The sequence below is a fragment of the Novilysobacter erysipheiresistens genome (assembly GCF_036663935.1).
Classification (GTDB): Bacteria; Pseudomonadota; Gammaproteobacteria; order Xanthomonadales; family Xanthomonadaceae; genus Novilysobacter; species Novilysobacter erysipheiresistens.
Genome location: NZ_JAXGFP010000002.1, coordinates 563,256 through 589,771, shown reverse-complemented (window position 1 = coordinate 589,771; position 26,516 = coordinate 563,256). Strand labels below are relative to the sequence as shown.

The 26,516-nt window shown below is 68.4% G+C and carries 22 protein-coding genes and 1 pseudogene; 18 read left to right on the top strand and 5 right to left on the bottom strand.

Annotated features, from left to right (window positions below):
- The first annotated feature begins 6 nt into the window (after positions 1–6).
- From prpF to SNE34_RS05890, 6 genes and pseudogenes are all read left to right on the top strand, one after another.
- Complete coding sequence (gene prpF / locus SNE34_RS05915) at positions 7–1,194, top strand: 2-methylaconitate cis-trans isomerase PrpF (RefSeq protein ID WP_332615581.1); 1,188 nt, start codon at positions 7–9, stop codon at positions 1,192–1,194.
- A 65-nt stretch (positions 1,195–1,259) separates the two neighbouring features.
- Positions 1,260–2,708, top strand: coding sequence for a bifunctional 2-methylcitrate dehydratase/aconitate hydratase (locus tag SNE34_RS05910; RefSeq protein WP_332615579.1), 1,449 nt, complete (start codon positions 1,260–1,262; stop codon positions 2,706–2,708).
- A gap of 180 nt (positions 2,709–2,888) precedes the next feature.
- Entirely contained in the window at positions 2,889–4,022 is a 1,134-nt protein-coding gene (locus SNE34_RS05905) for an OmpA family protein (protein WP_332615577.1), read from the top strand.
- A gap of 536 nt (positions 4,023–4,558) precedes the next feature.
- Positions 4,559–5,011: pseudogene (locus tag SNE34_RS05900) on the top strand (OmpA family protein); the annotation flags it as partial.
- Between the two features lie 93 nt (positions 5,012–5,104).
- Positions 5,105–5,836, top strand: a complete 732-nt coding sequence (locus SNE34_RS05895) for a pseudouridine synthase (RefSeq protein ID WP_332615575.1) — start codon at positions 5,105–5,107, stop codon at positions 5,834–5,836.
- A gap of 204 nt (positions 5,837–6,040) precedes the next feature.
- Positions 6,041–6,313 (top strand): hypothetical protein, encoded by a 273-nt coding sequence (locus SNE34_RS05890; protein ID WP_425604459.1) that lies wholly within the window; start codon positions 6,041–6,043, stop codon positions 6,311–6,313.
- Between the two features lie 69 nt (positions 6,314–6,382).
- Here SNE34_RS05890 and kbl read toward each other — a convergent pair whose 3' ends face one another.
- Together kbl and tdh are read right to left on the bottom strand one after the other, a co-directional pair.
- Positions 6,383–7,576, bottom strand: a complete 1,194-nt coding sequence (gene kbl, locus SNE34_RS05885; protein WP_332615573.1) for a glycine C-acetyltransferase — start codon at positions 7,574–7,576, stop codon at positions 6,383–6,385.
- A 99-nt stretch (positions 7,577–7,675) separates the two neighbouring features.
- On the bottom strand, positions 7,676–8,698 hold the full coding sequence (tdh, locus tag SNE34_RS05880) for an L-threonine 3-dehydrogenase (RefSeq protein WP_425604466.1): 1,023 nt from the start codon (positions 8,696–8,698) through the stop codon (positions 7,676–7,678).
- Positions 8,699–8,921: 223 nt separating this feature from the next.
- Here tdh and SNE34_RS05875 point away from each other — a divergent pair, with 223 nt between their 5' ends.
- The 7 genes from SNE34_RS05875 to SNE34_RS05845 all read left to right on the top strand — a co-directional run bounded on the left by SNE34_RS05875 (position 8,922) and on the right by SNE34_RS05845 (position 17,446).
- Positions 8,922–11,024, top strand: coding sequence for a S46 family peptidase (locus SNE34_RS05875; RefSeq protein ID WP_332615719.1), 2,103 nt, complete (start codon positions 8,922–8,924; stop codon positions 11,022–11,024).
- Positions 11,021–11,662, top strand: a complete 642-nt coding sequence (locus tag SNE34_RS05870) for a histidine phosphatase family protein (RefSeq protein ID WP_332615570.1) — start codon at positions 11,021–11,023, stop codon at positions 11,660–11,662. The genes SNE34_RS05875 and SNE34_RS05870 overlap by 4 nt, the downstream gene beginning before the upstream one ends.
- Before the next feature lie 39 nt (positions 11,663–11,701).
- A complete protein-coding gene (gene folC, locus SNE34_RS05865) occupies positions 11,702–12,982 on the top strand; it encodes a bifunctional tetrahydrofolate synthase/dihydrofolate synthase (RefSeq protein ID WP_332615568.1) in 1,281 nt (426 codons plus the stop codon).
- A 245-nt stretch (positions 12,983–13,227) separates the two neighbouring features.
- Entirely contained in the window at positions 13,228–14,226 is a 999-nt protein-coding gene (locus SNE34_RS05860) for an SPOR domain-containing protein (protein WP_332615566.1), read from the top strand.
- Between the two features lie 19 nt (positions 14,227–14,245).
- A complete protein-coding gene (locus SNE34_RS05855; protein WP_332615564.1) occupies positions 14,246–14,935 on the top strand; it encodes a CvpA family protein in 690 nt (229 codons plus the stop codon).
- 2 nt (positions 14,936–14,937) lie between these two features.
- Positions 14,938–16,404 carry an amidophosphoribosyltransferase gene (gene purF / locus SNE34_RS05850; protein ID WP_332615563.1) on the top strand — a complete coding sequence of 489 codons (1,467 nt, stop codon included), beginning with the start codon at positions 14,938–14,940 and terminating at the stop codon, positions 16,402–16,404.
- A 235-nt stretch (positions 16,405–16,639) separates the two neighbouring features.
- On the top strand, positions 16,640–17,446 hold the full coding sequence (locus SNE34_RS05845; RefSeq protein WP_332615561.1) for a ferritin-like domain-containing protein: 807 nt from the start codon (positions 16,640–16,642) through the stop codon (positions 17,444–17,446).
- Between the two features lie 91 nt (positions 17,447–17,537).
- Here the strand turns inward: SNE34_RS05845 and lpxH are convergent, their stop codons facing one another.
- Positions 17,538–18,269 carry a UDP-2,3-diacylglucosamine diphosphatase gene (gene lpxH / locus SNE34_RS05840; protein ID WP_332615559.1) on the bottom strand — a complete coding sequence of 244 codons (732 nt, stop codon included), beginning with the start codon at positions 18,267–18,269 and terminating at the stop codon, positions 17,538–17,540.
- A gap of 254 nt (positions 18,270–18,523) precedes the next feature.
- On the opposite strand from lpxH, the gene gltX reads away from it, so the two are divergent.
- Entirely contained in the window at positions 18,524–19,945 is a 1,422-nt protein-coding gene (gene gltX, locus SNE34_RS05835; RefSeq protein WP_332615557.1) for a glutamate--tRNA ligase, read from the top strand.
- Between the two features lie 9 nt (positions 19,946–19,954).
- Entirely contained in the window at positions 19,955–20,440 is a 486-nt protein-coding gene (locus SNE34_RS05830) for a transcriptional repressor (RefSeq protein ID WP_332615555.1), read from the top strand.
- A gap of 122 nt (positions 20,441–20,562) precedes the next feature.
- Here SNE34_RS05830 and SNE34_RS05825 read toward each other — a convergent pair whose 3' ends face one another.
- Positions 20,563–22,773: a TonB-dependent receptor domain-containing protein gene (locus SNE34_RS05825; protein WP_332615553.1), complete on the bottom strand. Its 2,211-nt coding sequence runs from the start codon at positions 22,771–22,773 to the stop codon at positions 20,563–20,565.
- A 140-nt stretch (positions 22,774–22,913) separates the two neighbouring features.
- On the opposite strand from SNE34_RS05825, the gene SNE34_RS05820 reads away from it, so the two are divergent.
- Positions 22,914–23,324, top strand: coding sequence for a MerC domain-containing protein (locus SNE34_RS05820; RefSeq protein ID WP_332615551.1), 411 nt, complete (start codon positions 22,914–22,916; stop codon positions 23,322–23,324).
- 130 nt (positions 23,325–23,454) lie between these two features.
- A complete protein-coding gene (locus tag SNE34_RS05815; protein WP_332615549.1) occupies positions 23,455–23,643 on the top strand; it encodes a 30S ribosomal protein THX in 189 nt (62 codons plus the stop codon).
- 62 nt (positions 23,644–23,705) lie between these two features.
- Here the strand turns inward: SNE34_RS05815 and hutI are convergent, their stop codons facing one another.
- Complete coding sequence (gene hutI, locus SNE34_RS05810) at positions 23,706–24,935, bottom strand: imidazolonepropionase (protein ID WP_332615547.1); 1,230 nt, start codon at positions 24,933–24,935, stop codon at positions 23,706–23,708.
- Between the two features lie 64 nt (positions 24,936–24,999).
- On the opposite strand from hutI, the gene SNE34_RS05805 reads away from it, so the two are divergent.
- Positions 25,000–26,346, top strand: coding sequence for a formimidoylglutamate deiminase (locus SNE34_RS05805; RefSeq protein WP_332615545.1), 1,347 nt, complete (start codon positions 25,000–25,002; stop codon positions 26,344–26,346).
- Positions 26,347–26,516 lie beyond the last annotated feature (170 nt).

Below are 26,516 nucleotides of genomic sequence, written 5' to 3'. Positions count from 1 at the left end.
ACACTCATGCCGCACGCGCCGCAGCTACGCATCCCGGCCACCTACATGCGAGGCGGCACCAGCAAGGGCGTGTTCTTCCGCCTGCAGGACCTGCCTGCCGCCGCGCAGGTGCCGGGCCGGGCACGCGATGCCTTGTTGATGCGCGTGATCGGCTCGCCCGATCCCTACGCCAAGCACACCGACGGCATGGGCGGGGCGACGTCGAGCACCAGCAAGTGCGTGATCATCTCGAAGTCGACCCAGCCCGGCCACGATGTCGACTACCTCTACGGACAGGTCTCCATCGATACCGCCTTTGTCGACTGGTCCGGCAACTGCGGCAACCTCAGCACCGCGGTCGGCCCGTTCGCGATCGCCAACGGCTTCATCGATCCTGCGCGGCTGCCCGAGAACGGCACCTTCGCCGTGCGGGTGTGGCAGGCCAACATCGGCAAGACCATCGTGGTGCACGTTCCGATCGCCGACGGCCAGGTGCAGGAAACCGGCGATTTCGAACTCGATGGCGTGACCTTCCCGGCGGCCGAGATCGTGCTCGAGTTCATGGACCCGTCCGATGACGGCGACGACGGTGGCGCGATGTTCCCCACCGGCAACCTCGTCGACGAGCTGGAGGTGCCCGGCGTCGGCACGCTCAAGGCGACGATGGTCAACGCCGGCATTCCGACCGTCTTCGTCAACGCCGCGGACATCGGCTACACCGGCACCGAGTTGCAGGATGCGATCAACGGCGATGCCAAGGGGCTCGCCAGGTTCGAGGCCATCCGCGCCCACGGTGCCGTGCGAATGGGCCTGATCGACGACGTCGCCAGTGCCGCCACTCGCCAGCACACGCCCAAGGTCGCCTTCGTGTCGCCGGCGGCCGACTACGTTGCGTCCAGCGGCAAGGCCATCGTCGCGGCCGACATCGACCTCAACGTCCGCGCGCTGTCCATGGGCAAGCTGCACCACGCGATGATGGGCACCTGCGCGGTCGCCATCGGTACCGCGGCGGCGATCCCGGGCACGCTGGTGCATGCCGCGGCCGGCGGTGGATCGCGCGAGGCGGTGCGGTTCGGCCACCCCTCCGGCACCTTGCGCGTCGGCGCGCAGGCGTTGCAGGTCGATGGCCAGTGGAGCGTCACCAAGGCGGTGATGAGCCGCAGCGCGCGCGTGCTCATGGAAGGCGCGGTGCGAATCCCCGTCGACACGGTGTAGGGCGGGTCAACAGCCCGTCGTCGGGGCTGCGGCACAATGGCCGCCTGCCATCCAGAGGGTGTGTCATGAACGGGCACGACATCCGCTCCACCGTTCGCCCCGACCCCGACCCGCCGATGCTGGAGATCGCCGGCTACGTCGCGGACTACAGCATCGACTCGAAGGAAGCGTACGACACCGCCCGCTACATGCTGCTCGATTCGTTGGCCTGCGCGGCGCTGGCGATGGACCATGAGGCCTGCGTCAAGCACCTCGGCCCGCTGGTGCCCGGCGCCGACATGAAGGGCGGCGCGCGGGTGCCATTCACCCCGCACGAGCTCGACCCGGTGCAGGCCGCCTACAACATCGGCGTGCAGATGCGCTGGCTGGACTTCAACGACACCTGGCTGGCCGCCGAATGGGGCCACCCGTCCGACAACCTCGGCGCGATCCTCGCCGTCGCCGACTATCTGGGCCGCAAGGCCGAGGCCGAAGGCGGCAAGGCGCTGACCGTCCGGGACGTGCTCGGCTACGCGATCAAGGCCCACGAGATCCAGGGCTGCTACGCGCTCAAAAACTCCTTCAACCGGGTCGGCCTCGACCACGTGATCCTGGTCCGGCTGGCCTCGACCGCCGTCGCCACCCACATGCTCGGCGGCGACAAGGAGGCGATCTGGACCGCGGTCTCGCACAGCTGGATCGACAACGGCGTGCTGCGCACCTACCGCCACGCCCCCAACACCGGCCCGCGCAAGAGCTGGGCCGCCGGCGACGCCTGCCGTCGCGCCGTCACCCATGCACTGAACGCCGTGAAGGGCGTGGTCGGCTACCCGAGCGCGCTGACCGTACCGACCTGGGGCTTCTACGACATCGCCTTCGACGGCAAGCCGTTCGAGTTCGAGCGCCCGTTCGGTAGCTACGTGATGGAGAACATCCTGTTCAAGATCAGCTACCCGGCCGAGTTCCACGCCCAGACCGCGGTCGAGTGCGCGATGCGCCTTCACGCTGAGGTGAAGGACCGCCTCGACGACATCGAGCGGATCGAGCTGCAGACCCAGGAAGCTGGCGTACGCATCATCGACAAGACCGGCCCGCTGGCCAACTACGCCGACCGCGACCACTGCCTGCAATACATGGTCGCCGTGCCGCTGATCTTCGGCCGGCTGACTGCGGGGGACTACGGCGATGCCGTGGCTGCCGATCCGCGCATCGATGCACTCCGCCAGAAAATGACGGTCAGCGAGGATCCGCGGTTCACCCGCGACTACTTCGACGCCGGCAAGCGTTATATCGGCAATTCTGTTCAGGTGTTCTTCAAGGACGGCAGCACCTCCGAAAAGGTGTCGATCGATTATCCGATCGGGCATCGCAAACGTCGCAAAGAGGGGATCCCGGCGTTGCTGACCAAGTTCGAGAAGGCCGTCCGCGGCCGGTTGCCTGCAGCCAGCGCCGACCGTTTGCTGGCCCTGGCCGTCGATCCTGAAGAACTGGAGGCCTTGCCGATCACCGAGTTCCTCGGATTGCTCCGCGGCTGAACAACCCCGGTTGGCCCCGCCACGCTTGGGGAACTTCCCCGAATGTTAGATGCCCGTTAACATTGTCTTCACGTCGGCAAACCTAACCTGCGCGGGATGGCGTCATACAGGCTGCTGTCCCGAACGGTTTTAGGAACCTCGCAGACGCGGTTTCCAATTTTGATGATCAAGGAGATACAAATGAATAAGAAACTCCTCTGCGCCGCCCTGCTGGGTGGCCTGAGTCTGGTCGGTACGGCCAGCGCCCAGGAATTCGACGATCGCTGGTACGTCACCGGTACCGTCGGCGCGAACATGCAGGACGAAGACCGTGGCACCGAAAACCGCCCATTCCTTGCTGTTGGCGTGGGCAAGTACCTCAACCCGTACTGGTCGATCGACGGCGAGTTGAACTACCAGAATCCGGGCACCGATCGTAACGACGACCTGAACTGGAGCCAGTACGGCATCTCGTTCGACCTGCGTCGCCACTTCATTACCGAAGGCCGCAACTGGAACCCGTACGCCGTGATGGGCCTGGGTTACCAGCGCCACGAGGAAGAGTACGCGCCGGAAGATCTCGGCACCCCCAGCCCGACCGCGCCGCTGGAGCGTGAGGGCGGCGACGTCGCCGGCAAGATCGGCTTCGGTCTGCAGGGTGATGCTGGCCGGGTCAAGATCCGTACCGAGCTGGCCTACCGCATCGACGCCGATAACGACAGCGTCGGCGCGTTCCTGAACGACGACGTCCCGCAGGACGACGGCGCCGACTGGTTCGGCGACGTGCTGGCTTCGGTCGGCGTGGTCGTGCCGCTGGGTCCGGAGCCTGCCGCCCCGGTTGCCCCGGCTCCCGCCCCGGCCGCGCCGAGCTGCGCGGACCTGGACGACGACGGTGACGGCGTCAACAACTGCGACGACAAGTGCCCGGGTTCGCAGGCCGGCCAGACCATCGGTCCGGATGGTTGCCCGGTGCCGGTGTCGATCGACCTGAAGGGCGTGAACTTCGACTTCGACAAGTCGACCCTGCGTCCGGACGCGGTGGCGATCCTGAGCGAGGCGGTGCAGATCCTGCAGCGTTACCCCGACCTGAACGTCGAGGTTGCCGGTCACACCGACTCCAAGGGCACCGACGCCTACAACCAGGCGCTGTCGGAGCGCCGCGCGACCGCAGTGTACGACTACCTGACCAGCAACGGCATCGACGCCTCGCGCCTGGTGGGCCCGAACGGTTACGGCGAGAGCCGCCCGATCGCGCCGAACACCAACCCGGACGGTTCGGACAATCCGGAAGGCCGTGCGCAGAACCGCCGCACCGAGTTGAACGTGCAGAACTAAGCGTTCGCTCGGAAGGGACTCCAACCGGAGTCCCGCAGTACCAGGAAGCCCGGCCCAGTGCCGGGCTTCTTTTTGTGTCGGTGCGCCGCGTGACGCTCGGTTCATCTGACCTGGGCGAGGCCACCTATACTTTCGGAAGTTCTCATCGGATCCGGCCCATGGCATTCAAGAATTTCGTCGTTGCCTCGAGTGTGTTGCTGTTTGTTTCGACCGCCTGTGCGGCCACGGGTGCCCCGCAAAACGAGCCCGCTCCGACGGGAGATGCGGCCCCGGCAAACACCGCGCAGGCCGGCGAAGCGCCAGTGCAGGAGCAGCCCACCGCGGGACAGGCGACCCCAACCCCGCCGGCGTCCGGTTACGTCCCGCGGACCGAGCATGACAACACCCCGTGGCGCTTCAACATGGAACAGGACGGCAAGCAGATGTCCGCCGACCAGTTCGACGAATGGATGAAGTCGAAGGGCGTGCGGGTGGCCACCGGCAAGCCCGCCACTCCATTGGTACAGAACTGCCCGACGCCCGAAGGCGACAAGGGCGATGGCGATGGCGACGGCGTGATCAATTGCCTCGACCAGTGCCCGACGTCCGAGGCCGGCCAGACCATCGGGCCGGACGGTTGCCCGGTCCCGGTGTCGATCGACCTGAAGGGCGTGACCTTCGCCTACGACAAGGCCACCCTCGGCGCGGACGCCAAGGCCGTGCTGGGCGAGGCCGTGGAGATCCTGACGCGCCATCCGGCATTGAAGGTCGAGGTCGCCGGTCATACCGATTCGCGGGGCGATGCGAGCTACAACCAGGCCCTGTCTGAGCGTCGCGCGCAGGCCGTGTACGACTACCTGGTCGAGAAGGGTATCGACAAGGCGCGCCTGATCGGCCCGGTCGGCTTCGGCGAGACCCGCCCGTTGGTGCCGAACGAGAAGCCGGATGGTTCCGATGCACCCGAGAACCGGGCCAAGAACCGTCGCACGGAACTCAACATCCAGAACTGAGTCGGCAGCGATGTTCGGTCCGACCGCCTTGCGGTTCACGAAGCCCGGCCATGTGCCGGGCTTCGTGGTTTGCGCCCACCGACCTCTGCCGCGATGAGCGCGCCGTCGCGCCACGGCTTGGCCCGCACCTTGTCCAAGCTCGGCGTGTGCTCGCGCAGCGAGGCGGCGCGACGGGTGCTGGCCGGTCGCGTTGCGGTCAACGGCCGCATCGTCCTCGACCCCGAGCATCCGGTCGTGCGCGATCGCGACCGGCTCAGCGTGGATGGCCAGCCCGCCGGCGCCGAACGCCGCTACCTGATGTTGAACAAGCCGCGCGGACTGGTGACCACCGTCCACGACGAACGCGGTCGCGACACGATCTATCGTTGCCTGGACGGTGCGGGGTTGCCATGGCTGGCGCCGGTCGGGCGCCTGGACAAGGCCAGCGAGGGCCTGCTGCTGCTGTGCAACGACCCGGAGTGGGCCGCGGCGATCACCGATCCGGAGCGTGGGCCATGCAAGACCTACCACGTGCAGATCGATACGATTCCCGACGACGAGCTGCTGCGCACGCTGACCGACGGTGTCGACGACGCAGGCGAGTGGCTGCGCGCGCGTTCGGTGACGCTGTTACGGGCCGGGGGCAAGAACGCTTGGTTGGAAGTGGTGCTGGACGAAGGGCGCAACCGGCAGATTCGGCGCCTGATGGCGGCGCTCGGCATCGGAGTGCTGCGCCTGCTGCGGGTTGCGATTGGTCCGCTGCAACTGGGCGGGCTGGCCAAGGGGCAGTGGCGCGAACTCACCGCCGAGGAAGTCAGGGTGTTGGTCGCGACCAACCCGGTTTGAGTCGGTCGCTGCGGTTCGGCGTCGCCACGTTGTGTGCCGGCCGTCGCGTTCGTGAAATCGAGGGCATCCCATTGCCGCCGCCACGCGCGCGTGGCCGTCGCGGAGTGTGAACCCGCGCACCCAATTCCTCGCCAAGCCCCCTAAACTGCCCCGACGTCGCGGGTGACGACGACGTGATGGGGATTCACAACCAAGGGGAAGGAAATGGGGAAGATTCTGGTTTCGTTGGTGCTGGCGCTGTCGTGCGCCGGCGTGGCATCGGCTGCCGAGCCGGCTCCGGCCGCGGCGGCGAACGATGCGGCGACCTACAAGCCCAAGACCAAGCACGACAACACGCCGTACCGCTTCAACATGGAGCAGGACGGCAAGCGCATGACCGCCGACCAGTTCGATGCCTGGATGAAGTCGAAGGGCGTGCGCGTGGCCACCGGCAAGCCGGCTGCGGCCGACGAGCAGGAAGCCAAGAAGGCGAAGTGATGTTGTTCCGACGGCGCCCGCTCGGGCGCCGTCGCTTTTGTGGTGTTTTGAATCCGCGCGAGCGCCGGGTCAGGCTTTCAGTACGCCGAGCTCGTGGCCGATCCGGATGAACGCTTCGATCGCCCGGTCGAGCTGTTCGCGCGTATGCGCCGCACTGATCTGGGTGCGGATGCGGGCCTGGCCCTGCGGCACCACCGGGAAGAAGAAGCCGATCGCGTAGATCCCTTCCTCCAGCAACCGTTCCGCGAACTTCTGCGCCAGCGGCGCGTCGTACAGCATCACCGGGCTGATCGGATGGGTGCCGGGCTTGATGTCGAAGCCGGCCGCGGTCATGCGCTCGCGGAAGTAGGCGGTGTTGTCGGCCAGTTGTCGGCGCAGGTCGCCGGCGGCGGCAAGCATCTCGAATGCCTTGATCCCGGCTGCGACCACGTGCGGCGGCAGCGAGTTGGAGAACAGGTAGGGGCGCGAACGCTGGCGCAGCAGCTCGATGACCTCCCTTGATGCGGTGGTGAAGCCGCCGACCGCGCCGCCCATCGCCTTGCCGAGGGTGCCGGTGAAGATGTCGATCCGGTCCATCACGCCCTTGGCCTCGGCCGAGCCACGGCCGGTCGAGCCGATGAAGCCGGTCGCGTGGCACTCGTCGATGTGGACCAGCGCGCCGTACTTCTTCGCCAGCGCGGTGATCTCGTCCAGCGGGGCGATGAAGCCGTCCATCGAGAACACGCCGTCGGACGTGATCAGCTTGGTCTTGCAGCCGGCGGCGTCGGCGGCCTGCAACTGCTTCTCCAGGTCGGCCATGTCGCAGTTGGCGTAGCGGAAGCGCTTGGCCTTGCACAGGCGCACGCCGTCGATGATCGAGGCGTGGTTGAGCGCGTCGGAGATGATCGCGTCGTCCTCGCCCAGCAATGGCTCGAACAGGCCGCCATTGGCGTCGAAACAGGCGGCGTAAAGGATGGTGTCCTCGGTGCCGAAGAACGACGCAATGGTCTGCTCGAGCTGCTTGTGCAGGTCCTGGGTGCCGCAGATGAAACGCACCGACGCCATGCCGAAGCCGTGGGTATCAAGCGCGTCCTTGGCCGCGGCGATGATGTCGGGATGGTCGGCCAGGCCGAGGTAGTTGTTGGCGCAGAAGTTCAGCACCGAGCGGCCGTCCGCGAGGGTGATCTCGGCCGACTGCGGGCTGGTGATGATACGCTCGGACTTGAACAGGCCGGCGTCGCGGATGGATTCGAGTTCCTGGGTATAACGGTCGGTCAATGACATGATGTTCCCGCTTTTGTAGGAGCGGCTTCAGCCGCGATCAGATCTCCGGACTCCCATCGCGGCTGAAGCCGCTCCTACAAAAGTCCGGAGAGAAGGCGATCAATTCCAGCTGAGCACGATCTTGCCGGCCTTGCCCGCTTCCATCAGGTCGAAGCCCTGCTGGAATTCGTCGACCGGCAACTGGTGGGTCAGCACCTTGCCGAGCGGGAAGCCACCCAGCACCAGTTGGGTCATCTTGTACCAGGTCTCGTACATGCGCCGGCCGTAGATGCCGTGCAGGGTCAGGCCCTTGAAGATGATCTTGTCCCAGTCCGCGCCGGCGCCCTTGGGCATGATCCCGAGCATCGCGATCTTGCCGCCGTGGTACATGCAGTCGAGCATATCGTTGAACGCGCGCGGGTTGCCGCTCATCTCCAGCCCCACGTCGAAGCCTTCCATCTGCAGGTCGGCCATCACGTCCTTGACCGACGTGTTGGCGACGTTGACCACCCGGGTCGCGCCCATGTCGGCGGCCAGCTTGAGGCGGTAGTCGTTGACGTCGGTGACGACGACATTCCGCGCGCCGATGTGCTTGCAGATGCCGGCGGCGATGATGCCGATCGGACCGGCGCCGGTGATCAGCACGTCCTCGCCGACCACGTCGAACTCCAGCGCGCAGTGTGCGGCGTTGCCGTAGGGGTCGAAGAACGCGGCCAGCTCGCTCGGGATCTGGTCCGGGATCGGCCACAGGTTGGTCGCCGGCATGACGATGTACTCGGCGAACGCGCCGTTGCGGTTGACGCCGATGCCGACCGTGTTCGGACACAGGTGCTGGCGCCCGCCGCGGCAGTTGCGGCAGTGGCCGCAGACGATGTGGCCCTCGGCCGAGACGCGTTGGCCGACGGTGTAGCCGGTCACGCCGGGACCGACCTCGACGATGCGACCGACGAACTCGTGGCCGATCACCAGCCCGGGCTTGATCGTGCGCTGGCTCCATTCGTCCCACAGGTAGATGTGCAGGTCGGTGCCGCAGATCGCGGTCTTCTCGAGCTTGATCAGCACCTCGTTGGCGCCCGCCGTCGGCACCGGCACCTCTTCCATCCAGATGCCCTTGGTGGCTTCGCGCTTGACCAGCGCCTTCATCGTCGTTTGGGTCATTGGGAGTGCCTTTGGGAGCGGGGTCGGTGGCGCAGCGCGGGATGCGCGGATGACCGCAAATTATACGCTGCGGGTGTTGCCGGGACGGCTACACTCGGCAGCCTGGACTATCGGGAGTGTGCATATGCGTCGTTCGTTGCTGGCTGTCGCCGTTGCGATGGCTGTTGTCGGTGGGGTGGGGGTCGGCAATGCGGTGGCCGGCGAGGGCATGTGGGTGCCGCAGCAGTTGCCGCAGATCGCCGGGCCGCTGCAGCAGGCCGGGCTGGAACTGCCGCCGGAGCAGCTGGCCGACCTGACCGGCGACCCGATGGGCGCGGTGGTATCGCTCGGCGGCTGCACCGCCAGCTTCGTTTCGCCGCAGGGGCTGGTGGTGACCAACCACCACTGCGCGTATGGCGCGATCCAGCTCAATTCCACGCCCGAGAACAACTTGATCGAGACCGGTTTTAATGCCGCGACCATGGCCGACGAGGTCTCGGCCGGGCCGAATGCGCGCATCTATGCGCTCGACTCGATCGACGACGTCACCGCGCAGGTCCGTGCCGCGATCGAGGCCGCACCCGACGCGCTCGGTCGCTCGCAGGCGCTGGAGGCGATCGAGAAGCAACTGGTCGCCGACTGCGAGGCAGATGAAGGCTACCGCTGCCGCTTCTACAGCTTCGCCGGGGGCAACACCTACCGGCTGTTCAAGAACCTCGAGATCAAGGATGTGCGGCTGGTCCACGCGCCGCCCAACAGCGTCGGCAGCTACGGCGGCGACGTCGACAACTGGATGTGGCCGCGCCACACCGGCGACTACTCGTTCTACCGCGCCTATGTCGGTCCCGACGGCAAGCCCGCCGCGTTCGCCGAAGACAACGTGCCGTACCAGCCCGAGCACTGGTTGAAGGTCGCCGATGAGCCGCTGGAGACCGGCGACTTCGTGATGGTCGCCGGCTATCCGGGCCGCACCGCGCGTTACGCCTTGGCGGCCGAGTTCGACGAGACCGCGCGGTGGACGTACCCGACGCTCAAGGCGCACTACGAGAACCTGGTCGAGCTGGTCGAGACCGCCGGCGCCAAGGACGAGGCGATCGAGGTCAAGTACGCCAGTACCGTGCGCGGCTGGCACAACGCGATGAAGAACTACGGCGGCCAACTCGAGGGCTTCGAGCGGATCGACGCCAGCAAGACCAAGCACGCCGGGGAAGCCGCGGTGCTGGACTGGCTGCGCGCGCAGGGCGCCGACGGCGAGGCCGCGCTGGCCGCGCACGCCAAGCTGCTGGAACTGCACGCCGCCGAAAGCGCCACCCGCGAGCGCGACCTGGTGCTCGGCCAGCTGCGCCGCACCGGCGTGCTCGGCGCCGCGACCAGCCTGTACCGTCTCGCGATCGAAAAGCAAAAGCCCGACGCCGAGCGCGAACCCGGCTACCAGCAGCGCGACCTGCCCGGCTTCGAAGGCTCGATGCGGCAGATGGACAAGCGCTACGCCGCCGCGATGGACCGCCAGTTGCAGGAGTACTGGCTGCGCGAGTACCTGAAACTTCCGGCCGACCAGCGCGTCGCCGCGATCGACAGCTGGCTGGGTGGAAGTGACGAGGCCGCGATCCGGGCCGCACTCGACACGCTGGCGAAGACCGCCCTTGGTGACCTCGACACCCGGCTCGCGCTGCTACAGGCCGACCGCGCCGCGTTCGAGGCGAGCGAGGACCCGGCGCTGCAGTTCGCCGTCGCGGTGATGCCGACCCTGTTGGCGCTCGAGGAGCAGGCCGAGACCCGCGCCGGCGACGACCTGCTGGCGCGCCCGGTCTACCTGCAGGCCGTGGCCGACCACAAGGCCAGCCTCGGCGAGTTTGTCTACCCCGACGCGAACTCCTCGCTGCGGATCACCTTCGGCAACGTGCAGGGCTACACCCGCCCGGACGGCGTGCGCCTGCCGCCGTTCACCACGATCGAGCAGGTCGCCGCCAAGCACACCGGCGAGGAGCCGTTCGATGCGCCGCAGGCTCAACTCAAGGCGATCGCCGCGAAGAACTACGGCGGCCTCGCCAGCGAGCAGCTCGGCACGGTGCCGGTCAACTTCATGGCCGACCTCGACATCACCGGCGGCAACTCCGGCTCGCCGGTGATGAATGCGCAAGGCGAGCTGATCGGCCTGGTGTTCGACATGAACTGGGAGAGCGTGGCGTCGAACTGGGTGTTCAACCCGGAGCTAACCCGGGTGATCGCGGTCGACGCCCGCTACATGCGCTGGGTGATGCAGGAGGTGTTCCCGGCACCGCAGGTACTGCAGGAGCTCGGCGTGGCCGAACAGGCATCGTCGACCCCATGAAGCTGATCCTCGCCCGCCACGGCGAAACCCCGTGGAACGCCGAAGGCCGCTACCAGGGCCAGTCCGACATTCCGTTGTCGCCGGTCGGCGAGGGCCAGGCCCGCGCGCTGGGCGAGCGCCTGCGCGAGGTGCCGATCACCCGCGCGGTCGCCTCGCCGCTGGGACGGGCCCGGCAGACCGCGGAGTTCGCCCTCGGCGAGCGCCGCGCGATGCTGTCGACCGACCCCGGCCTGATGGAAATCGCCCACGGCACCTGGGAGGGCCTGCTTGCCAGCGAGATCGACGCGCGCGACCCCGACCGCCTGCAAGCCTGGCGGGTGACCCCGCACGAGGTGCTGATGCCGCAGGGCGAGTCGCTGCAGCACGTGTTCGACCGCGCCTGGCCGGCGCTGCAACGCGCCGTCGACGGCCTCGGCGCCGACGACACCCTGCTGGTGGTCGCCCACGACGCGGTCAACCGGGTGCTGCTGTGCCACGTGCTCGGCATCCCGTTTGGCCGCCTGTGGACGTTCCGCCAAGCGCCGACCACGCTGAACCTGCTGGAAGGTCCGTCGGTCGACCGGCTGGAGGTGGTCCGCCTGAACGACTGCAGCCACCACACCGCGTTGTTCGGCGAGGCCGTGCATCGGGCGCTGTAAGCGCAGATCATTGGCGCTCCCGCGCACCGGTTTTCCCGCATGACCCTGACCGAATGGCTCGCGTACATCGAGCGGCAGCATCCCAAGTCGATCGACATGGGCCTGGAGCGCGTGCGTGATGTCGCCGGCCGGCTCGGCCTGACCCGCCCGGCGCGCCACGTCATCACCGTCGGTGGCACCAACGGCAAGGGCTCGACGGTCGCCTTCATCGAGGCGATCGCCGATGCGGCGGGCTGGCGGGTCGGTGCCTACACCTCGCCGCACCTGCTGGTCTACAACGAGCGGGTGCGCGTCGATGGCCATGATGCGGACGACGCCCGACTGGTCGCCGCGTTCGAGGCGATCGAGGCCGCGCGCGGCGACACCTCGCTGACCTATTTCGAGTACGGCACGCTGGCGGCGCTGTGGCTGTTCGAGCACGCCGACCTCGACCTGGCGATCCTCGAAGTCGGCCTCGGCGGCCGGCTCGACGCGACCAATATCGTCGACTCCGACGTCGCGGTGATCACCACGGTCGACCTCGACCATCAGGATTACCTCGGCGGCGACCGCGAGACGATCGGCTTCGAGAAGGCCGGCATCGCCCGCGGCTGGAAGCCGCTGGTGCTTGGCGACGACGATCCGCCGTCGAGCGTGCTGCGCCATGCCTACGCGATCGGCGCTTCGGCGCTGCGGATCGGCTGTGATTTCTTCATCGGCGCCGCCCCGGGCGAGGCGCAGCAGGACAGCCCGGCCGCCGGCCAGTGGCGTTGGCGCGAGGTCGGTTACCAGCTCGACCTGCCGCTGCCGAAACTCGCCGCCCCCGCGCAGTTGCGCAATGCTGCCGTCGCGATCGCCGCGTTGCGCGCGCTCGACCAACCTCTGGACGACACGGCGATCGTACGCGGCGTCGCCGCGGCCGACGTTGCCGGTCGCCTGCAACGCTTCGAGCGCGACGGCATCGAGGTCGTGGTCGACGTCGGCCACAACCCGCAGGCCGCGCGCGAACTGGCGGCGTGGCTGCAGGCCAGCTCCGCGCCCGGTCGCACCCATGCGGTCTACGCCGCCTTGAGCGACAAGGACGTCGCCGGCGTGGTCGCCGCGCTGGCGCCGGCGGTCGACCAGTGGCACCTGGCCGGTCTGGCCGAACAGGCGCCACGCGGCGCTGATGTCGACGCGTTCGCCGAGCGCCTCGCCGGCACGCCCGCGGCTGCAGGCACGCGTCACGCGGACGTGGCGAGCGCGCTCGACGAGGTCCTGCGCCAGGCGGGACAGGGCGATCGCGTCCTCGTGTTCGGCTCCTTTCATACCGCGGCCGCTGCATTGGTGCGGCTGTGCTGATCGACCGCCGTGCGGTCCCGGGGGCTTTCTGTAGGAGCGGCTTTAGCCGCGATCTGGAACCGTCCGCCCGCGCCGACTTCCGATCGCGGCTAAAGCCGCTCCTACACAAGCACGTACTGCGGTGGTTGCACCCCGTCGATTCCGGGAACTGGACGCCGGTGCCTGAACGAGCCGGGGCCAAGGTCCGGTCCCGGGCCGGCGCACGGGTATAATTCCCGGGCATCCTTTCCGGCCAGCGAGATCCGATGGAACCCGCCCTGAAACAGCGCCTGATCGGCGCCGCCGTCCTTGTCGCGATCGCGGTGATCTTCCTGCCGATGCTGATCAAGGGTCCGGCCCCGGAAAGTGGCGTCTCCGACGTGCCGCTGGAATTGCCCGACGCGCCCAAGGGCGAATTCGAAACCCGTGAACTGCCGCTGGTGACACCGCGCGCGACGCCGGGCGGCAGCGTCACCGGGATGACCGGCGCCGATCCGGTCGAGGGCGGCGAACTGGCGACCGTCGACACCCGCGACGTCAAGAACGGCGGCATGATGCCTGCGCCGACCGCCGGCGGCGACTACGCGGTCAGTTTCGGCAGCTACGCCAGCGCCGACGATGCCGAGCGTGTGGTCGTGGCGCTGCGCGGTTCGCAGCTGCCGGGCTACCAGGAAACCGCGGTCAACGACGGCCGCACCCTGTACCGGGTCCGGATCGGGCCGTATGCCTCGCGCGCGACTGCCGAGACGGCGCGGCTGCGGGCCGCGCACGTGCGTGCCGATGTCGGTTCGCGGGTGGTCGTGCTCGACGCGGCCGCCGCCGCGGACGATGCCGACGCCGCGACCGCCTCGGCCTCTACGCCGACGGCCGCGACCGAACCGTCGGTGTCGGAACCGACCCCGCTGGCCGAGGACAAGCCGATCGCGCCGAAGCGAGCTGACGCGAAGCCTGTAGCCAACCCCGCGGCGACCAAACCTGCCGAAACCGAACCGGCCACGACCGTCGCCGCGCCGAAACCCGCTGCCGCCGATGTCGGATTCGCTGTGCAACTTGGCGCCTTCAGCGGCGCCGCCGATGCCACCGCGATGCGCGACCGGGCGCGCGAACTCGGCTTCAGCGCCTTCGTCGAGCAGGTCCGCACCGACAAGGGCGCCCTGCACCGGGTGCAGGTCGGCCCGGTGGCCGATCGCGCCGCGGCCGAACAGCTGCGGGCGCAGGTGGCTGCCCGGATGGGCATCACCGGCTTCGTCCATTCGCACCCTTGAGCCGTAGCGCGCCCTTGCAATGAGTGCCGTCGACTGGGTGTTGCTGGTGATCGTGGTCGTGTCGGCGCTGTTCGGCTTGATGCGCGGCTTCGTTGGCGTGCTGGCGTCGCTGGCGGCGTGGGTATTGGCGGGCTGGGCGGCGTTCCGCTTCGGCGCGGAAGTCGCGCTGATGTTGGCGAGCGACGGTGAGCCCGGTCCGGGACAGTTGCTGGCCGGCTACGCGCTGAGTTTCCTGGTGGTGCTGCTGGCGGTGGGCCTGGTGGGCTGGGTGGTCCGCAAGCTGGTGCAGACGGTCGGCCTGTCGGGACTGGACCGGCTGCTGGGCCTGTTGCTGGGTACCGCCCGCGGCGCGTTCGTCGCCTGCGCGCTGGTGCTGCTGCTGGGCCTGACGGAGCTGCCGCGTGAACCGGAGTGGCAGGCCTCGCCGGTGGTGCCGGTGTTCGTTCCCGGCGCGCAATGGATGCGCGCCTGGCTGCCCGACTGGGTGGCCGAACAGGTCGATTTCCGCGGCGAGTCCGACGCGCCGGCGCTGGTCTCGCGCGAGTCGATCACCTCGGGTGGGCTGGCATTGCCGGACCCGGTGGAACTGCCGCTGGACGCCGCGACCGAGGCCGTGCTCCAGGGCATGCAACCGGCTCCCGAGCCGGCCGCGCAATCGCAACCGCAAACCCCGCAACACCTTCAGCAACAACCCCAATCAGGATCCTGACCATGTGCGGCATCATCGGAATCGTCGGCCACAACGAAGTTGCCGCCCAGCTCTACGACGCGCTGACGGTGCTGCAGCACCGCGGCCAGGACGCGGCTGGCATCGCCACCGCCGACGGCCGCCGGCTGCTGGTGCACAAGGGCAATGGCCTGGTCAGCGAGGTGTTCGACGAACCGGCGATGCGCCAGCTGCGCGGCCGCATCGGCATCGGCCATTGCCGCTATCCCACGGCTGGAAGTGAAGGCAACGACGAGGCCCAGCCGTTCTACGTCAACTCGCCGTACGGCATCGCGCTGGCGCACAACGGCAACCTGATCAACACCGACGCACTGCGCGGCGAGGTGTTCGAGCAGGACCGCCGCAACGTCAATACCGAGTCGGATTCTGAAGTGCTGCTCAACGTGTTCGCGCACGAACTCGACACCCGCGTGCTGACCCCGGATACCGCGTTCAAGGCGGTCGAGGGGGTGTACCGCCGCTGCGTCGGGGGCTACGCGGTGGTCGCGACCGTGCTCGGCCTCGGCGTGGTCGCGTTCCGCGATCCCAATGGCATCCGCCCGCTGGTGCTGGGCAAGCGCAGCACCGCTGCCGGCGACGAGTACGCGGTGGCGTCGGAGTCGGTCGCGTTCGACCTGATCGGTTTCGAGCGCGTGCGCGATGTCGGCCCCGGCGAGGCGGTGGTGATCACCGCCGACGGCGAACTGCACACCCGCCAGTGCGTGCCGGCCGGCAAGCACACCCCGTGCATGTTCGAGTACGTGTACTTCGCCCGTCCCGATTCGATGATCGACGACATCTCGGTGCACAAGGCGCGCATGCGCATGGGCCAGGCCCTCGGCGAGAAGATCCTGCGGTTGCGCCCGGACCACGACATCGACACCGTGATCCCGATCCCCGATTCCTCGCGCGATGCCGCGCTTGAAGTGGCCAACGTGCTCAACGTCAAGTACCGCGAGGGCTTCATCAAGAACCGCTACGTCGGCCGCACCTTCATCATGCCGGGGCAGGGCCAGCGCGCGAAGTCGGTGCGCCGCAAGCTCAACCCGATCCCGCTGGAATTCCGCAATCGGGTGGTGCTGCTGGTCGACGACTCGATCGTGCGCGGCACGACCTCGAAGCAGATCGTGCAGATGGCGCGCGAGGCCGGCGCGCGCAAGGTCTACCTGGCTTCGGCCGCGCCGCCGGTGCGGCACCCGAACATCTACGGCATCGACATGCCGATCGCGGACGAACTGATCGCCTACAACCGCACCGAGGAAGAGGTGCAGGACCTGCTCGGCTGCGACTGGCTGATCTACCAGGACCTTGAGGACCTGGAGCACGCGGTGTCGGGGCCGAAGCACCGGCTGGAGCATTTCGACTCGTCGTGCTTCAACGGTGACTACGTGACCGGTACCGAGGAGGATTACTTCGAGCGGATCAAGCGCCTGCGTTCCGACGAAGCCAAGAACACGCGGCGCGCGGGGTAGGTGCCTGGCCGGGCCCCGGGACACTTCCGTGCCGTCGTTCGACTGGACTTCCTTCGGTCATAGAAGCGGCTTCAGCCGCGATCTGGAATCGGACGGTCGAGCTTCCCCCGACCGCGACCCGCCCCGATGGAGGAGCGACGTAAGTCGCGACCCGCCGAACCCCTGAGGCGATGTACAGGTCGCGACTCACGTCGCTCCTCACGGAACGAATCGCTTTACCGGCTGTCCTGAAACCATGTCCTCCCTGTTCGCCATCGCCCGCGGCTGCCTCGACGCCGCCACGCCCGATGCTAAGGTCGCCGCGACCTTCGCCGCAGGCGAGGCGTTCGCGCGCGGCGGATTGACGATCCCGCTCGACGCGCCAGCGCCCGAACCGATCCGCATGCCGGGCCGCCCCGCGCGACCTCGGCTGGTGGCGCCGCGTGACCTGCCCAAGCGCGGACTTGGCAGCGGCGAGGGGCGCGCCGCGTTCATCCACGCGATCGCGCATATCGAGTTCAACGCGATCGACCTGGCGTGGGACGCCGTCTATCGCTTCCGCGATTTGCCACAACAGTTCTATGCCGACTGGGTGGGGGTTGCGGTCGACGAGGCGCGCCATTTCTGCCTGTTGCGTGGACGCCTGCAGCAACTCGGCCACGACTACGGCGACTTCGACGCTCACAATGGCCTGTGGGAGATGGCCGAGAAGACCGCGCACGAGGGCTTGGCGCGGATGGCGCTGGTGCCTCGGGTGCTGGAGGCGCGCGGGCTCGACGTGACCCCCGGGATGATTGTGAAGTTGCGCGCCCTCGGTGATGACGCCACCGTCGAGATCCTCGAAGTGATCCTGCGTGAGGAAGTCGCCCACGTTGCCGCCGGTTCGTACTGGTTCCGTTGGTATTGCGAGCGGGCAGGGGTCGAGCCGGGACCGAAGTTCCGCGAGCTGCTGGACGAGTACGCGCGCTCGGTGCTGTATGGCCCGTTCAACCTGCCGGCGCGCGTGGAAGCCGGATTCGATGATGACGAACTGGCGATGCTCGAGGCGCTCGTCGCCCGCTGAGGGCAGACCTTCGGGTCGCTCCTACATCCGGGCCGTCTTCTGAAACGGGGGCGCGCGGATCCACGATTTCCGATCGCGGCTGAAGCCGCTCCTACAGGGACTCCAGTCGTGCGCCATCGGCGTTGATACGCAACACCGAGCCTTGTTCGTACCAGTCGCCGAGCACGGTCCGGGTGCACGCGCGTCCATCGACCTCAACCTCATGCACGGCTGGCCGATGGGTATGCCCGTGGATCATCGTGTCGATGCCGAACTGGGCGAACGTCGCCGCGACCGACGCCGGCGCGACGTCGGTGATCGATTCCATCGCCCCCTGGCCCTGCAATCCCTGCTGGTGCGCCTTGCTCGCCGCGCGCGCCTGTTGCGCGAACGCCAGTCGAGCCGCCAGCGGCTGGGTCAGGAACTGCGCCTGCCAGACGGGGTTGCGGGTGTGCGCACGGAACTGCTGGTAGGCGACATCGTCGGTGCACAGGGTGTCGCCGTGCAGCAGCAGGGTGGGGCGGCCGTACAGCATGACCACGCTTGGGTCGGCCAGCACGGTCATGCCGGCGGGGCGCGCGTAGTCCTCGCCGAGCAGGAAGTCGCGGTTGCCGCGGATGAAGAACGCAGGCGTACCGGCATCGACCACCGCGCGCAGTTCGCGGGCGACGAAGGCGCCGGTGTCGGACGGATCGTCGTCGCCCACCCAAGCCTCGAACAGGTCGCCGAGGATGTACAGCGCGTCCGCGCCGGCGGCCTCTTCGCGCAGGAAGCGGCCGAACAATTCGGTGATCGCGGGACGCTCGGCGTCGAGATGGAGGTCGGAGATGAAGAGCGTGGTCATTGCGGCATTGTAGGACGCAACCTCGGAAGCGCTCCCGTGCCCATCGTCCCGTTATCGAGGTCTGGAGCCTGGCTTTCCCCGATTGGACTCCGGGCTCTTGTAGGAGCGGCTTCAGCCCCGATCTGGAATCGTTAGCCCGCGCCGACTACCGATCGCGGCTAAAGCCGCTCCTACAAAAGCAGTGCAATCGCCCGCCTGCACGTGCCGCGACGGCAACCGCTAAAATTGCCGGACTTCCGCCCAGAGCCATCCGCATGACCTGCCGCACCCGCTTCGCCCCCAGTCCCACCGGCTACCTGCACATCGGCGGCGCGCGCACCGCGCTGTACTGCTGGTTGGAGGCGCGCCGCCGCGGCGGCCAGTTCATCCTGCGGATCGAGGACACCGATCGCGAGCGCAGCACCCAGGCCGCGATCGACGCGATCCTGCAGGCGATGGAATGGCTCGGCCTTGATTATGACGAGGGCCCGATCTACCAGACCCAACGCCTCGATCGCTACCGCGAGGTCGCCGAGCAGCTGGTCGCCTCAGGCCACGCCTACTACGCCTACGAGACCCGCGCCGAGCTCGACGCGATGCGCGAGGCGGCGATGGCCGCGAACGAGAAGCCGCGCTACAACGGCGCCTACCGCGACCGCGATGCCGGCTACCGTGACGACTCCAACCGCGTGATCCGCCTGAAGAACCCGCTCGACGGCGTCGTCGCCTGGGACGACAAGGTCAAGGGGCGCATCGAGATCGCCAACAGCGAGCTCGACGACCTGGTGATCTTCCGTCCCGACGGCTACGCGACGTACAATTTCGCGGTGGTCGTCGACGATCTCGACATGGGCATCACCGATGTCGTCCGCGGCGACGACCACGTCAACAACACCCCGCGCCAGATCAACATCTACAAGGCGCTGATTCAGAGCGGCGTGCCCGCGGAAGTACCGCACTTCGCCCACCTGCCGATGATCCTCGACCCCGAGGGTGCGAAGCTGTCCAAGCGCACCGGCGCGGCCGACGTCATGCAGTACCGCGACGCCGGCTACCTGCCGCACGCGCTGCTGAACTACCTGGTGCGGCTGGGCTGGTCGCACGGCGACCAGGAGATCTTCTCGATCGAGGAGATGAAGTCGCTGTTCGACCTCAAGGACGTCAACGCCAAGGCCTCGCGGCTGGACCCCGCCAAGCTCGGCTGGCTCAACCAGCAGTACCTCAAGGCCGACGATCCGGCCGAGGTTGGCAAGCACCTCGAGTGGCACCTGCGCGCCGCCGGCTACGACCTCGCCAATGGCCCGGCGCCGGCCGACATCGTCGTCGCCCTGCGTGACCGCGTGCAGACCCTGAAGGAAATGGCCGAGCGCGCCGCGGCCTGGTTCGGTCCGCTGCTCGAGTACGACGAAGCCGCGGTCGCCAAGCACCTCAAGCCGGCCGCACGCGCGCCGCTGGCCGACGCGCGCGACCGCCTCGCCGCGCTCGCCGAGTGGACGCCCGACGCCATCAACGCCGCCCTGCAGGAGACCGCCGCGGCGCTGGAGCTGGGCATGGGCAAGGTCGCCCAGCCGATGCGCGTCGCCATCACCGGCACCCAGGTCAGCCCCGACATCTCGCACACCGTGTACCTGGCCGGGCAGGCCGAGGCGATCAAGCGGATCGACGCTGCGCTTGCAAAAGTACCGGACGAGGCCTAGATCAGGGACATGGCCCACGCTCCCGCCTGCACCGACCCCAAGCACCACGTCCACGACGGCGACGCCTTCGTGCGCGAGGTCGAGCGGGTGTGCAAGACGCGCGGCCTGCGGCTGACCCCGATCCGCGCCAACGCGCTGCGCCTGATCGCCGCGGCCGAGCGGCCGGTCAAGGCCTACGAGCTGCTCGACCTGATGAAGGCGACCCACGACGCCGCCGCGCCGCCGACGGTGTATCGCGCGCTCGAGTTCCTGCTCGAGCACGGCTTCATCCACAAGCTCGCGTCGATCAACGCGTTCGTCGGCTGCCACCATCCCGGTGGCGAGCTGCACGCGGTGCCGTTCCTGATCTGCGACAACTGCCACTCGGCGGTCGAGCTGGAAGATGCGCAGATCGTCGAGTCGCTTGACGCCCGCGCCCGCGCGCTGGGTTTCGTCCCGCAGGCGCAGACGCTGGAAGTGCACGGGCTGTGCGCCGACTGCGCGAAGACCCAGTGAGGCTGTCCTTCGGCGGCATCGGCCTTCTGTAGGAGCGGCTTTAGCCGCGATCTGAAGTCGGCGCGAGCGAACGACTCCAGATCGCGGCTGAAGCCGCTCCTACAAAAAGACGGTCGCGCGCGTCAGAAAAACGCGCGCACGCCGAACTCGACCCCCCGTCCCGGCAACGGTGCCAGGTCCTTCAGGAACGAGGTGTGCGGCCGCGCTTCCTCGTCGAGCAGGTTGTTGCCGTCGACGAACAGCTCCCAGCTGTTGCCGCCCGACGTGTCCATGTGCCACGCCAGATGCGCGTCGACCAGGGTGTAGCCGGGGGTCGCGCTTTCGTGTTCGCCGACGTCGTCCTGCTCGGCATAGCGCACCGCGCCGAGCGAGGCCCGCCATTGCCCGGTCGTCCAGCTCAACTCGCTGCCGAGGCGGGCCGGGGCGATGCGTGGCAGGTCGCCATCGTTGGCGAGGCTGGCGTTGTAATCGTGGCTGTGGTCGCCGTGCGGCACCGATACCGCGACGTCGCGACGACCATTGCCGTCGAGTTCGGCGCGCACCACGTCGCCGAACACCCGCAGCGACCACGCGCCGCTGGCGTTGTCGATGAAGGTCCAGTCGAGCTCGGCCTCGGCGCCGTTGAAGCGGGCGTCGTGCTGGGTCCACGCGCGCACCGGCACGCCTTCGCCGTCGATGCCGGTGTCGGCCAGGTAGACGAAGTCGTCGAAGCGGACCTGGTACAGCGACGCGCCGATCTGCAGCGGGCCGTTGTGCCAGTGCAGGCCGATCTCGGCGCGATTGGCGGTTTCGACATCGAGTTCCGGGTTGCCCAGCTCGATGCTGCCGGTGGCGACGTGCAGGCCGTTGGAGAACAACTCCTCGGCGGTCGGCGCGCGCTGCGCCCGATCCAGTCCGAACGACACATGCAGCGCGTCGCTGACGTCCCAGCGCAGCGCGGCCGAGAGGCTGGTGGTGTCGAACTCGCGGTCGGGGCCGATGGCCACCGCGTCGTCGACGTCGATCCGGTTGCGGTCGTGGCGCGCGCCGAGTTCCAGCCGGGTCGGGCCGAGGTCGCGCTCACCAATCCAGAACACGCCGGTGTCGCTCGATTCCGATCCCGGCACGAACGCCTCCGCCCCCACCGCGAGGAAGTCGCGCCGCGAGCCTTGCAGGCCGAGTGCACCGGTCCAGCCCCATAGTGGCTGGTGGACCAGTTCGACCCGCGCCTCGGTGCTGGCGTTGTCGAACACGGTGCCGATTTCTTCGCCCTCGAACTCGGTGTGGGTGTATTCGGTCCGGGCCAGCTTGACCCGCAGCGATTCGAATGCGCCGCCGAGATCGTCGAGGCCGCCGCGGATCTCGCCGCGGCGCTGGTCCATCACGATGCGCACGCCGCCCTCGCCATGCGCCTCGTGGCCTTCGTCTTCATGGAGGTGCTCGTCGAGGCCAGGCTCCTCATGTTCCCCATGCTCCGCTTCCGCGTGGGCATGCCCGGGTACGCCGTAGCGGCTGTTGAACAGACTGACGCCGGCGCCGAGGAAGCCGCGCTCGCCAATCCAGGACACGCCCAGCGCCGCGGCATCGGTACGCACCGCGCTGTTGGGCAGCACGCCGGCGACACCGAGCTCTTCTTCGTGATGGTCTTCCTCGTGCCCCGGTTCTTCATGGCTTTCATGTTCCTCGTGCGCATGCTCGCTTTCGGCGAACCCGGGGATGTCGTAGTCGCCGGTCTCGCGGTGCAGGGCGTCGAGATGGAACACGACGTTGCCCGAGGCCGAGGTGCCGTCCAGCCGGACCATCCCTGTCCGCTGGTCGTTGACCGTGCCCGCGCGCAACTCGGCGCGGCCCTGCAGCGGCCGCGCGGTCACGTGCTCGGGGATGCGTCCGTCGATGACGTTGACCGCGCCGCCGATCGCGCCGCTGCCGTACAGCAGGGTGGCGGGACCCTTCAGCACCTCGATCTGATCGGCCAGGAACGGTTCGATGCTGACCGCGTGGTCGACGCTGACCGTCGACACGTCGCCCGATGCCAGGCCGTTGCTAAGCACCTGCACGCGGGCGCCATCGAAGCCGCGGATGATCGGCCGCCCGACCCCGGGGCCGAAGTACGACGACTGCACCCCCGGCAACTTGTTGACGGTCTCGCCGAGCGAGTTGGCCTTGGCTGCGTCCAGGCGCTCGCCGGCCAGCACCTCGACCGGGCGGATCAGATCTTCGGCTGAACCGCCGAGCGGGTTCGCGTGCACTTCGACCGCGGCCAGGTCGGTAGGCTCGTGATCGTGGTCGATGGTGCGGGAAACGGCCGTGGTCTCGGACTGCGGCGCGGCGTTCGCCGTCAGTGGCAATACCATCGCCAAGGCGAGTGCGAGGGGAAGGCGGCGGGGGAGCGGGCGCTGGGGAAGGGGCATGGAGTAGAGTGGCGTTGCAAGGGAGACGTAATGTTATATTATATCAATCGTCTGCCACCCTCCCGAAAGTCACGGTTACCCGCATGTCTCCTCTGCAGCGCCACCGCCTGATCGACCGCCTCGGTGCCTATGGCTCGATCCTGTGCGCGATCCACTGCGCGCTGCTGCCGTTGGTGGTGGCCCTGCTGCCGGCGCTCGGGCTCGCCACGCTGGCCAGCGACGGTTTCGAGCGCGCGTTCGTGGTGTTCGCCAGCCTGCTCGGACTCGGCAGCCTGCTGTGGGGTTATTACCGCCACCGCGTAGTCCGCGCGCTGTGGCTGCTGGTGCCCGGGTTGCTGGTGCTTTGGGCGGGGATCCTGTATCCGCCGCTGCACCATGCGCTGGTGCCGCATGCGATCGCGATGACCCTCGGCGGCACCCTGGTCGGGCTGGGCCATGTCGCCAACCTGCGGCTCAACCACGGCCACGTTCACGATGCCAACTGCGCGCACTGAACCCGCGGGCGCGCTGTGGTAAATTAGCCAGCTTCCCGCGCCACGCCGCGGCTGTGAGGCGACACCCATTCAGCCCGCGCTTCCCGTGCGGGTTTTTCAACTGTTCAAGTACCGATCCGGGAGCAAGACCATGGGCAAGGGCGACCGCAAGACCGCCAAGGGCAAGCGCTACAACTCCAGCTACGGCAACGCCCGCAAGGCCGTGACCAAGGCTGCCGGCACCGCCGCCGCGCCGGTGGTGAAGAAAACCGCCGCCAGCAAGACCGTCGCCAAGGCGCCGGCCAAGAAGGTCGCCAAGAAGGCTGCCGTCAAGGAGTGAGCATCGGCGCATTGCCGGTGTGACCGAAAAGCCCCGCGATGCGGGGCTTTTTCGTGGGGGCTTCAGCCGACCCGTCGTCCGTTCGCGTACCGGCTGGCGGCCAGTGTGCCGCCAAGCCAGTAGCCCAACTCGGCCGGATGCCCGACCTGCCACTGCACGAAGTCCGCGCGCATGCCGACCCTGAGCACGCCGCGGTCCTGCAGCCCCAGCGCGCGCGCGGCGTGGACGGTCGCGCCGCGCAATGCCTGTTCCGGGGTCAGGCGGAAATGGGTGCAGGCCAGTTGCATCGCCTGGCGCAGCGACAGCAGCGGCGCGGTGCCGGGGTTGCAGTCGGTCGCGACCGCCATCGGCACGCCGTGTTCGCGCAGCGCGTCCAGCGGCGGCAACTTGGTCTCTCGCAGTACGTGGAACGCGCCCGGCAGCAGCACCGCGACCGCGCCGGATCCGGCCATCGCGCGGATGCCGGCGTCGCTGCTGTATTCGATGTGGTCGGCCGACAAGCCGTTGAATTCCGCGACCAGCCCGGCGCCGCCGAGGTCGCTGAGCTGGTCGGCATGCAGCTTGACCGGCAGGCCCAGCGCGCGCGCGGCCTCGAACACCCGGCGGGTCTGGGCCGGGTCGAAACCGATGCCCTCGCAGAACGCGTCGACCGCGTCGACCAGGCCTTCGGCGTGCAACAGCGGCAGCCAGTCGACCACCGCGTCGATGTAGGCGTCCGGCCGGTCCCTGAACTCCGGTGGCAGCGCATGCGCGGCGAGGTAGGTGGTGCGCACGGTGATGCCGAGGATCTCGCCGACCTGGCGCGCGACCCGCAGCATCTTGCGCTCGTTGTCGAAGTCGAGGCCGTAGCCGGACTTGATCTCCAGCGTGATCGCGCCGTCGGCCAGCAGCGCCTTCGCGCGTGGTAGCGACTGGCGCAGCAGTTCGGCCTCGTCGGCCTCGCGCACCGCGCGTACGGTCGACAGGATGCCGCCGCCGGCGCGTGCGATGTCCTCGTAGCTGGCGCCCTGCAGGCGTTGCTCGAACTCACGCGCGCGGTCGCCGGCGAACACCACGTGGGTGTGGCAGTCGACCAGGCCCGGGGTGATCCAGCCGTCGGCCTCGATCACTTCGCGCGCCAGCGTCGCCGGGTCGTCGGGCAGGCCGGCGCGCGGGCCGACGTAGCTCAGCCGGCCGTCGTGCCAGCCGAGTGCGCCGTCGATGATCTCGCCATAGCCGTCGGTACCGTCGAGGGTCGCCAGCGAGGCGCCGAGGACCAGGCCATCCCATTGCTCAGTCTTGGTGGTATTCATCCGCGCCATTGTAGGCGCCGCCCGCAAGGTCGCCAGATCGCGGCCGAGTTGCCACAATCTCCGCATGAGGACGATACCCAACGCCAGGATCTGGCACCCCGACGGCTGGAAGGACGGCACCCGGCTGGATGTCGACGCGCACGGCCGGATCGCCCGCAACAGCTACGGCGGCACCACCCAGCAGCGCGTGGTGCCGGGCATCGCCAACCTGCATTCGCACGCGTTCCAGCGCGCGATGGCGGGCATGGCCGAGCGCCAGACCCATCCGAGCGATTCGTTCTGGACCTGGCGCGAGACGATGTACCGGTTCGCCGAGCGCTTCACCCCCGAGACCCTGCACGCGGTCGCCGCGCAGCTGTACACCGAGATGCTCGCCGCCGGCTACACCACGGTCTGCGAGTTCCACTACCTGCACCACGCGCCCGACGGCCGGCCGTATGCCAACCCGGCGACGATGTCGCAGGCGTTGATCCAAGCCGCGCACGACACCGGCATCCGCCTGACCCTGCTGCCGGTGCTTTACATGAGCGGCGGTTTCGACGGTCGGCCGCTCGGCGAGCGGCAGAAGCGCTTCGGCCATGACGTCGACGGCTACCTGCGCCTGCTCGACACCCTGCGCCGCGAACACGGCAACGACATGGTGCGGATCGGCTGCGCCCTGCACAGCCTGCGCGCGGTGCCGGAGGCGGCGATGCGCGAGGTGCTGGCGGCGCTGCCCGGCGACAGTCGCATCCATATCCACATCGCCGAGCAGAGCGGCGAGGTCGACGAGTGCATCGCCGTTCGTGGCGCGCGGCCGGTGCAGTGGCTGCTCGACAATGCCGAGGTCGACGCGCGCTGGACGCTGGTGCATGCGACCCACCTGGACGACGCCGAGGTACGCGGCATCGCCGATTCAGGCGCCACCGTTGCGATCTGCCCGACCACCGAGGCGAACCTTGGCGACGGGCTGTTCCGCCTGCGCGACTACCTCGACGCCGGCGGGCGCTGGGGCATCGGTTCGGACTCGCATATCTCGGTATCGCCGGTGGAGGAGCTGCGCTGGCTCGAATACGGCCAGCGGCTGGTGACGCGCCGGCGCAACATCGCGGTCACCGAGTCCTCGCCGAGCGTCGGCGACACCTTGGTCGCCGGCGTGCAGGCCAGCGCGACCGACTCCAGTGGCCACGCGATCGGCCATCTCGGCAAGGGCGAATTCGCCGACGCGCTGGTGCTGGATGTCGCCGACCCGCAGTTCGCCGGCGTCCGCGACGAGGACGCGCTCGACCGCTGGATCTTCGCCGGCAACCGGAACCTCGTGCGCGAGACCTGGGTCGGCGGCCGCTGCGTGGTCGAGCACGGCCTGCATTTCCACGCCGACGCGATCGCCGCCCATTACCGCGCCGAAGTCGAACGGATGATGGCGGAGTAGGGCGATCCCCGCGCGAGCCTTTGTAGGAGCGGCTTCAGCCGCGAACCGGAACCGGTTTCCCGCCACTCCTCCACAATCACGAAAGCCGCTTCGTGTAGGAGCGACGTGAGTCGCGACCTGTACATCGTCCCAAGCGTTCGGTGGGTCGCGACTCACGTCGCTCCTACAAC

What these genes read in the sequence shown, in the direction of transcription:
- gltX (WP_332615557.1), top strand. Translation starts at nt 18,524, where the DNA reads ATGACCTGCCGCACCCGCTTCGCCCCCAGTCCCACCGGCTACCTGCAC.
- SNE34_RS05815 (WP_332615549.1), top strand. Translation starts at nt 23,455, where the DNA reads ATGGGCAAGGGCGACCGCAAGACCGCCAAGGGCAAGCGCTACAACTCC.
- SNE34_RS05855 (WP_332615564.1), top strand. Translation starts at nt 14,246, where the DNA reads ATGAGTGCCGTCGACTGGGTGTTGCTGGTGATCGTGGTCGTGTCGGCG.
- SNE34_RS05845 (WP_332615561.1), top strand. Translation starts at nt 16,640, where the DNA reads ATGTCCTCCCTGTTCGCCATCGCCCGCGGCTGCCTCGACGCCGCCACG.
- SNE34_RS05905 (WP_332615577.1), top strand. Translation starts at nt 2,889, where the DNA reads ATGAATAAGAAACTCCTCTGCGCCGCCCTGCTGGGTGGCCTGAGTCTG.
- SNE34_RS05910 (WP_332615579.1), top strand. Translation starts at nt 1,260, where the DNA reads ATGAACGGGCACGACATCCGCTCCACCGTTCGCCCCGACCCCGACCCG.
- folC (WP_332615568.1), top strand. Translation starts at nt 11,702, where the DNA reads ATGACCCTGACCGAATGGCTCGCGTACATCGAGCGGCAGCATCCCAAG.
- SNE34_RS05875 (WP_332615719.1), top strand. Translation starts at nt 8,922, where the DNA reads ATGTGGGTGCCGCAGCAGTTGCCGCAGATCGCCGGGCCGCTGCAGCAG.
- hutI (WP_332615547.1), bottom strand. Translation starts at nt 24,935, where the DNA reads ATGAATACCACCAAGACTGAGCAATGGGATGGCCTGGTCCTCGGCGCC.
- SNE34_RS05860 (WP_332615566.1), top strand. Translation starts at nt 13,228, where the DNA reads ATGGAACCCGCCCTGAAACAGCGCCTGATCGGCGCCGCCGTCCTTGTC.
- SNE34_RS05830 (WP_332615555.1), top strand. Translation starts at nt 19,955, where the DNA reads ATGGCCCACGCTCCCGCCTGCACCGACCCCAAGCACCACGTCCACGAC.
- SNE34_RS05805 (WP_332615545.1), top strand. Translation starts at nt 25,000, where the DNA reads ATGAGGACGATACCCAACGCCAGGATCTGGCACCCCGACGGCTGGAAG.
- prpF (WP_332615581.1), top strand. Translation starts at nt 7, where the DNA reads ATGCCGCACGCGCCGCAGCTACGCATCCCGGCCACCTACATGCGAGGC.
- SNE34_RS05895 (WP_332615575.1), top strand. Translation starts at nt 5,105, where the DNA reads ATGAGCGCGCCGTCGCGCCACGGCTTGGCCCGCACCTTGTCCAAGCTC.
- SNE34_RS05870 (WP_332615570.1), top strand. Translation starts at nt 11,021, where the DNA reads ATGAAGCTGATCCTCGCCCGCCACGGCGAAACCCCGTGGAACGCCGAA.
- SNE34_RS05825 (WP_332615553.1), bottom strand. Translation starts at nt 22,773, where the DNA reads ATGGTATTGCCACTGACGGCGAACGCCGCGCCGCAGTCCGAGACCACG.
- tdh (WP_425604466.1), bottom strand. Translation starts at nt 8,698, where the DNA reads ATGAAGGCGCTGGTCAAGCGCGAAGCCACCAAGGGCATCTGGATGGAA.
- purF (WP_332615563.1), top strand. Translation starts at nt 14,938, where the DNA reads ATGTGCGGCATCATCGGAATCGTCGGCCACAACGAAGTTGCCGCCCAG.
- kbl (WP_332615573.1), bottom strand. Translation starts at nt 7,576, where the DNA reads ATGTCATTGACCGACCGTTATACCCAGGAACTCGAATCCATCCGCGAC.
- lpxH (WP_332615559.1), bottom strand. Translation starts at nt 18,269, where the DNA reads ATGACCACGCTCTTCATCTCCGACCTCCATCTCGACGCCGAGCGTCCC.
- SNE34_RS05890 (WP_425604459.1), top strand. Translation starts at nt 6,041, where the DNA reads ATGGGGAAGATTCTGGTTTCGTTGGTGCTGGCGCTGTCGTGCGCCGGC.
- SNE34_RS05820 (WP_332615551.1), top strand. Translation starts at nt 22,914, where the DNA reads ATGTCTCCTCTGCAGCGCCACCGCCTGATCGACCGCCTCGGTGCCTAT.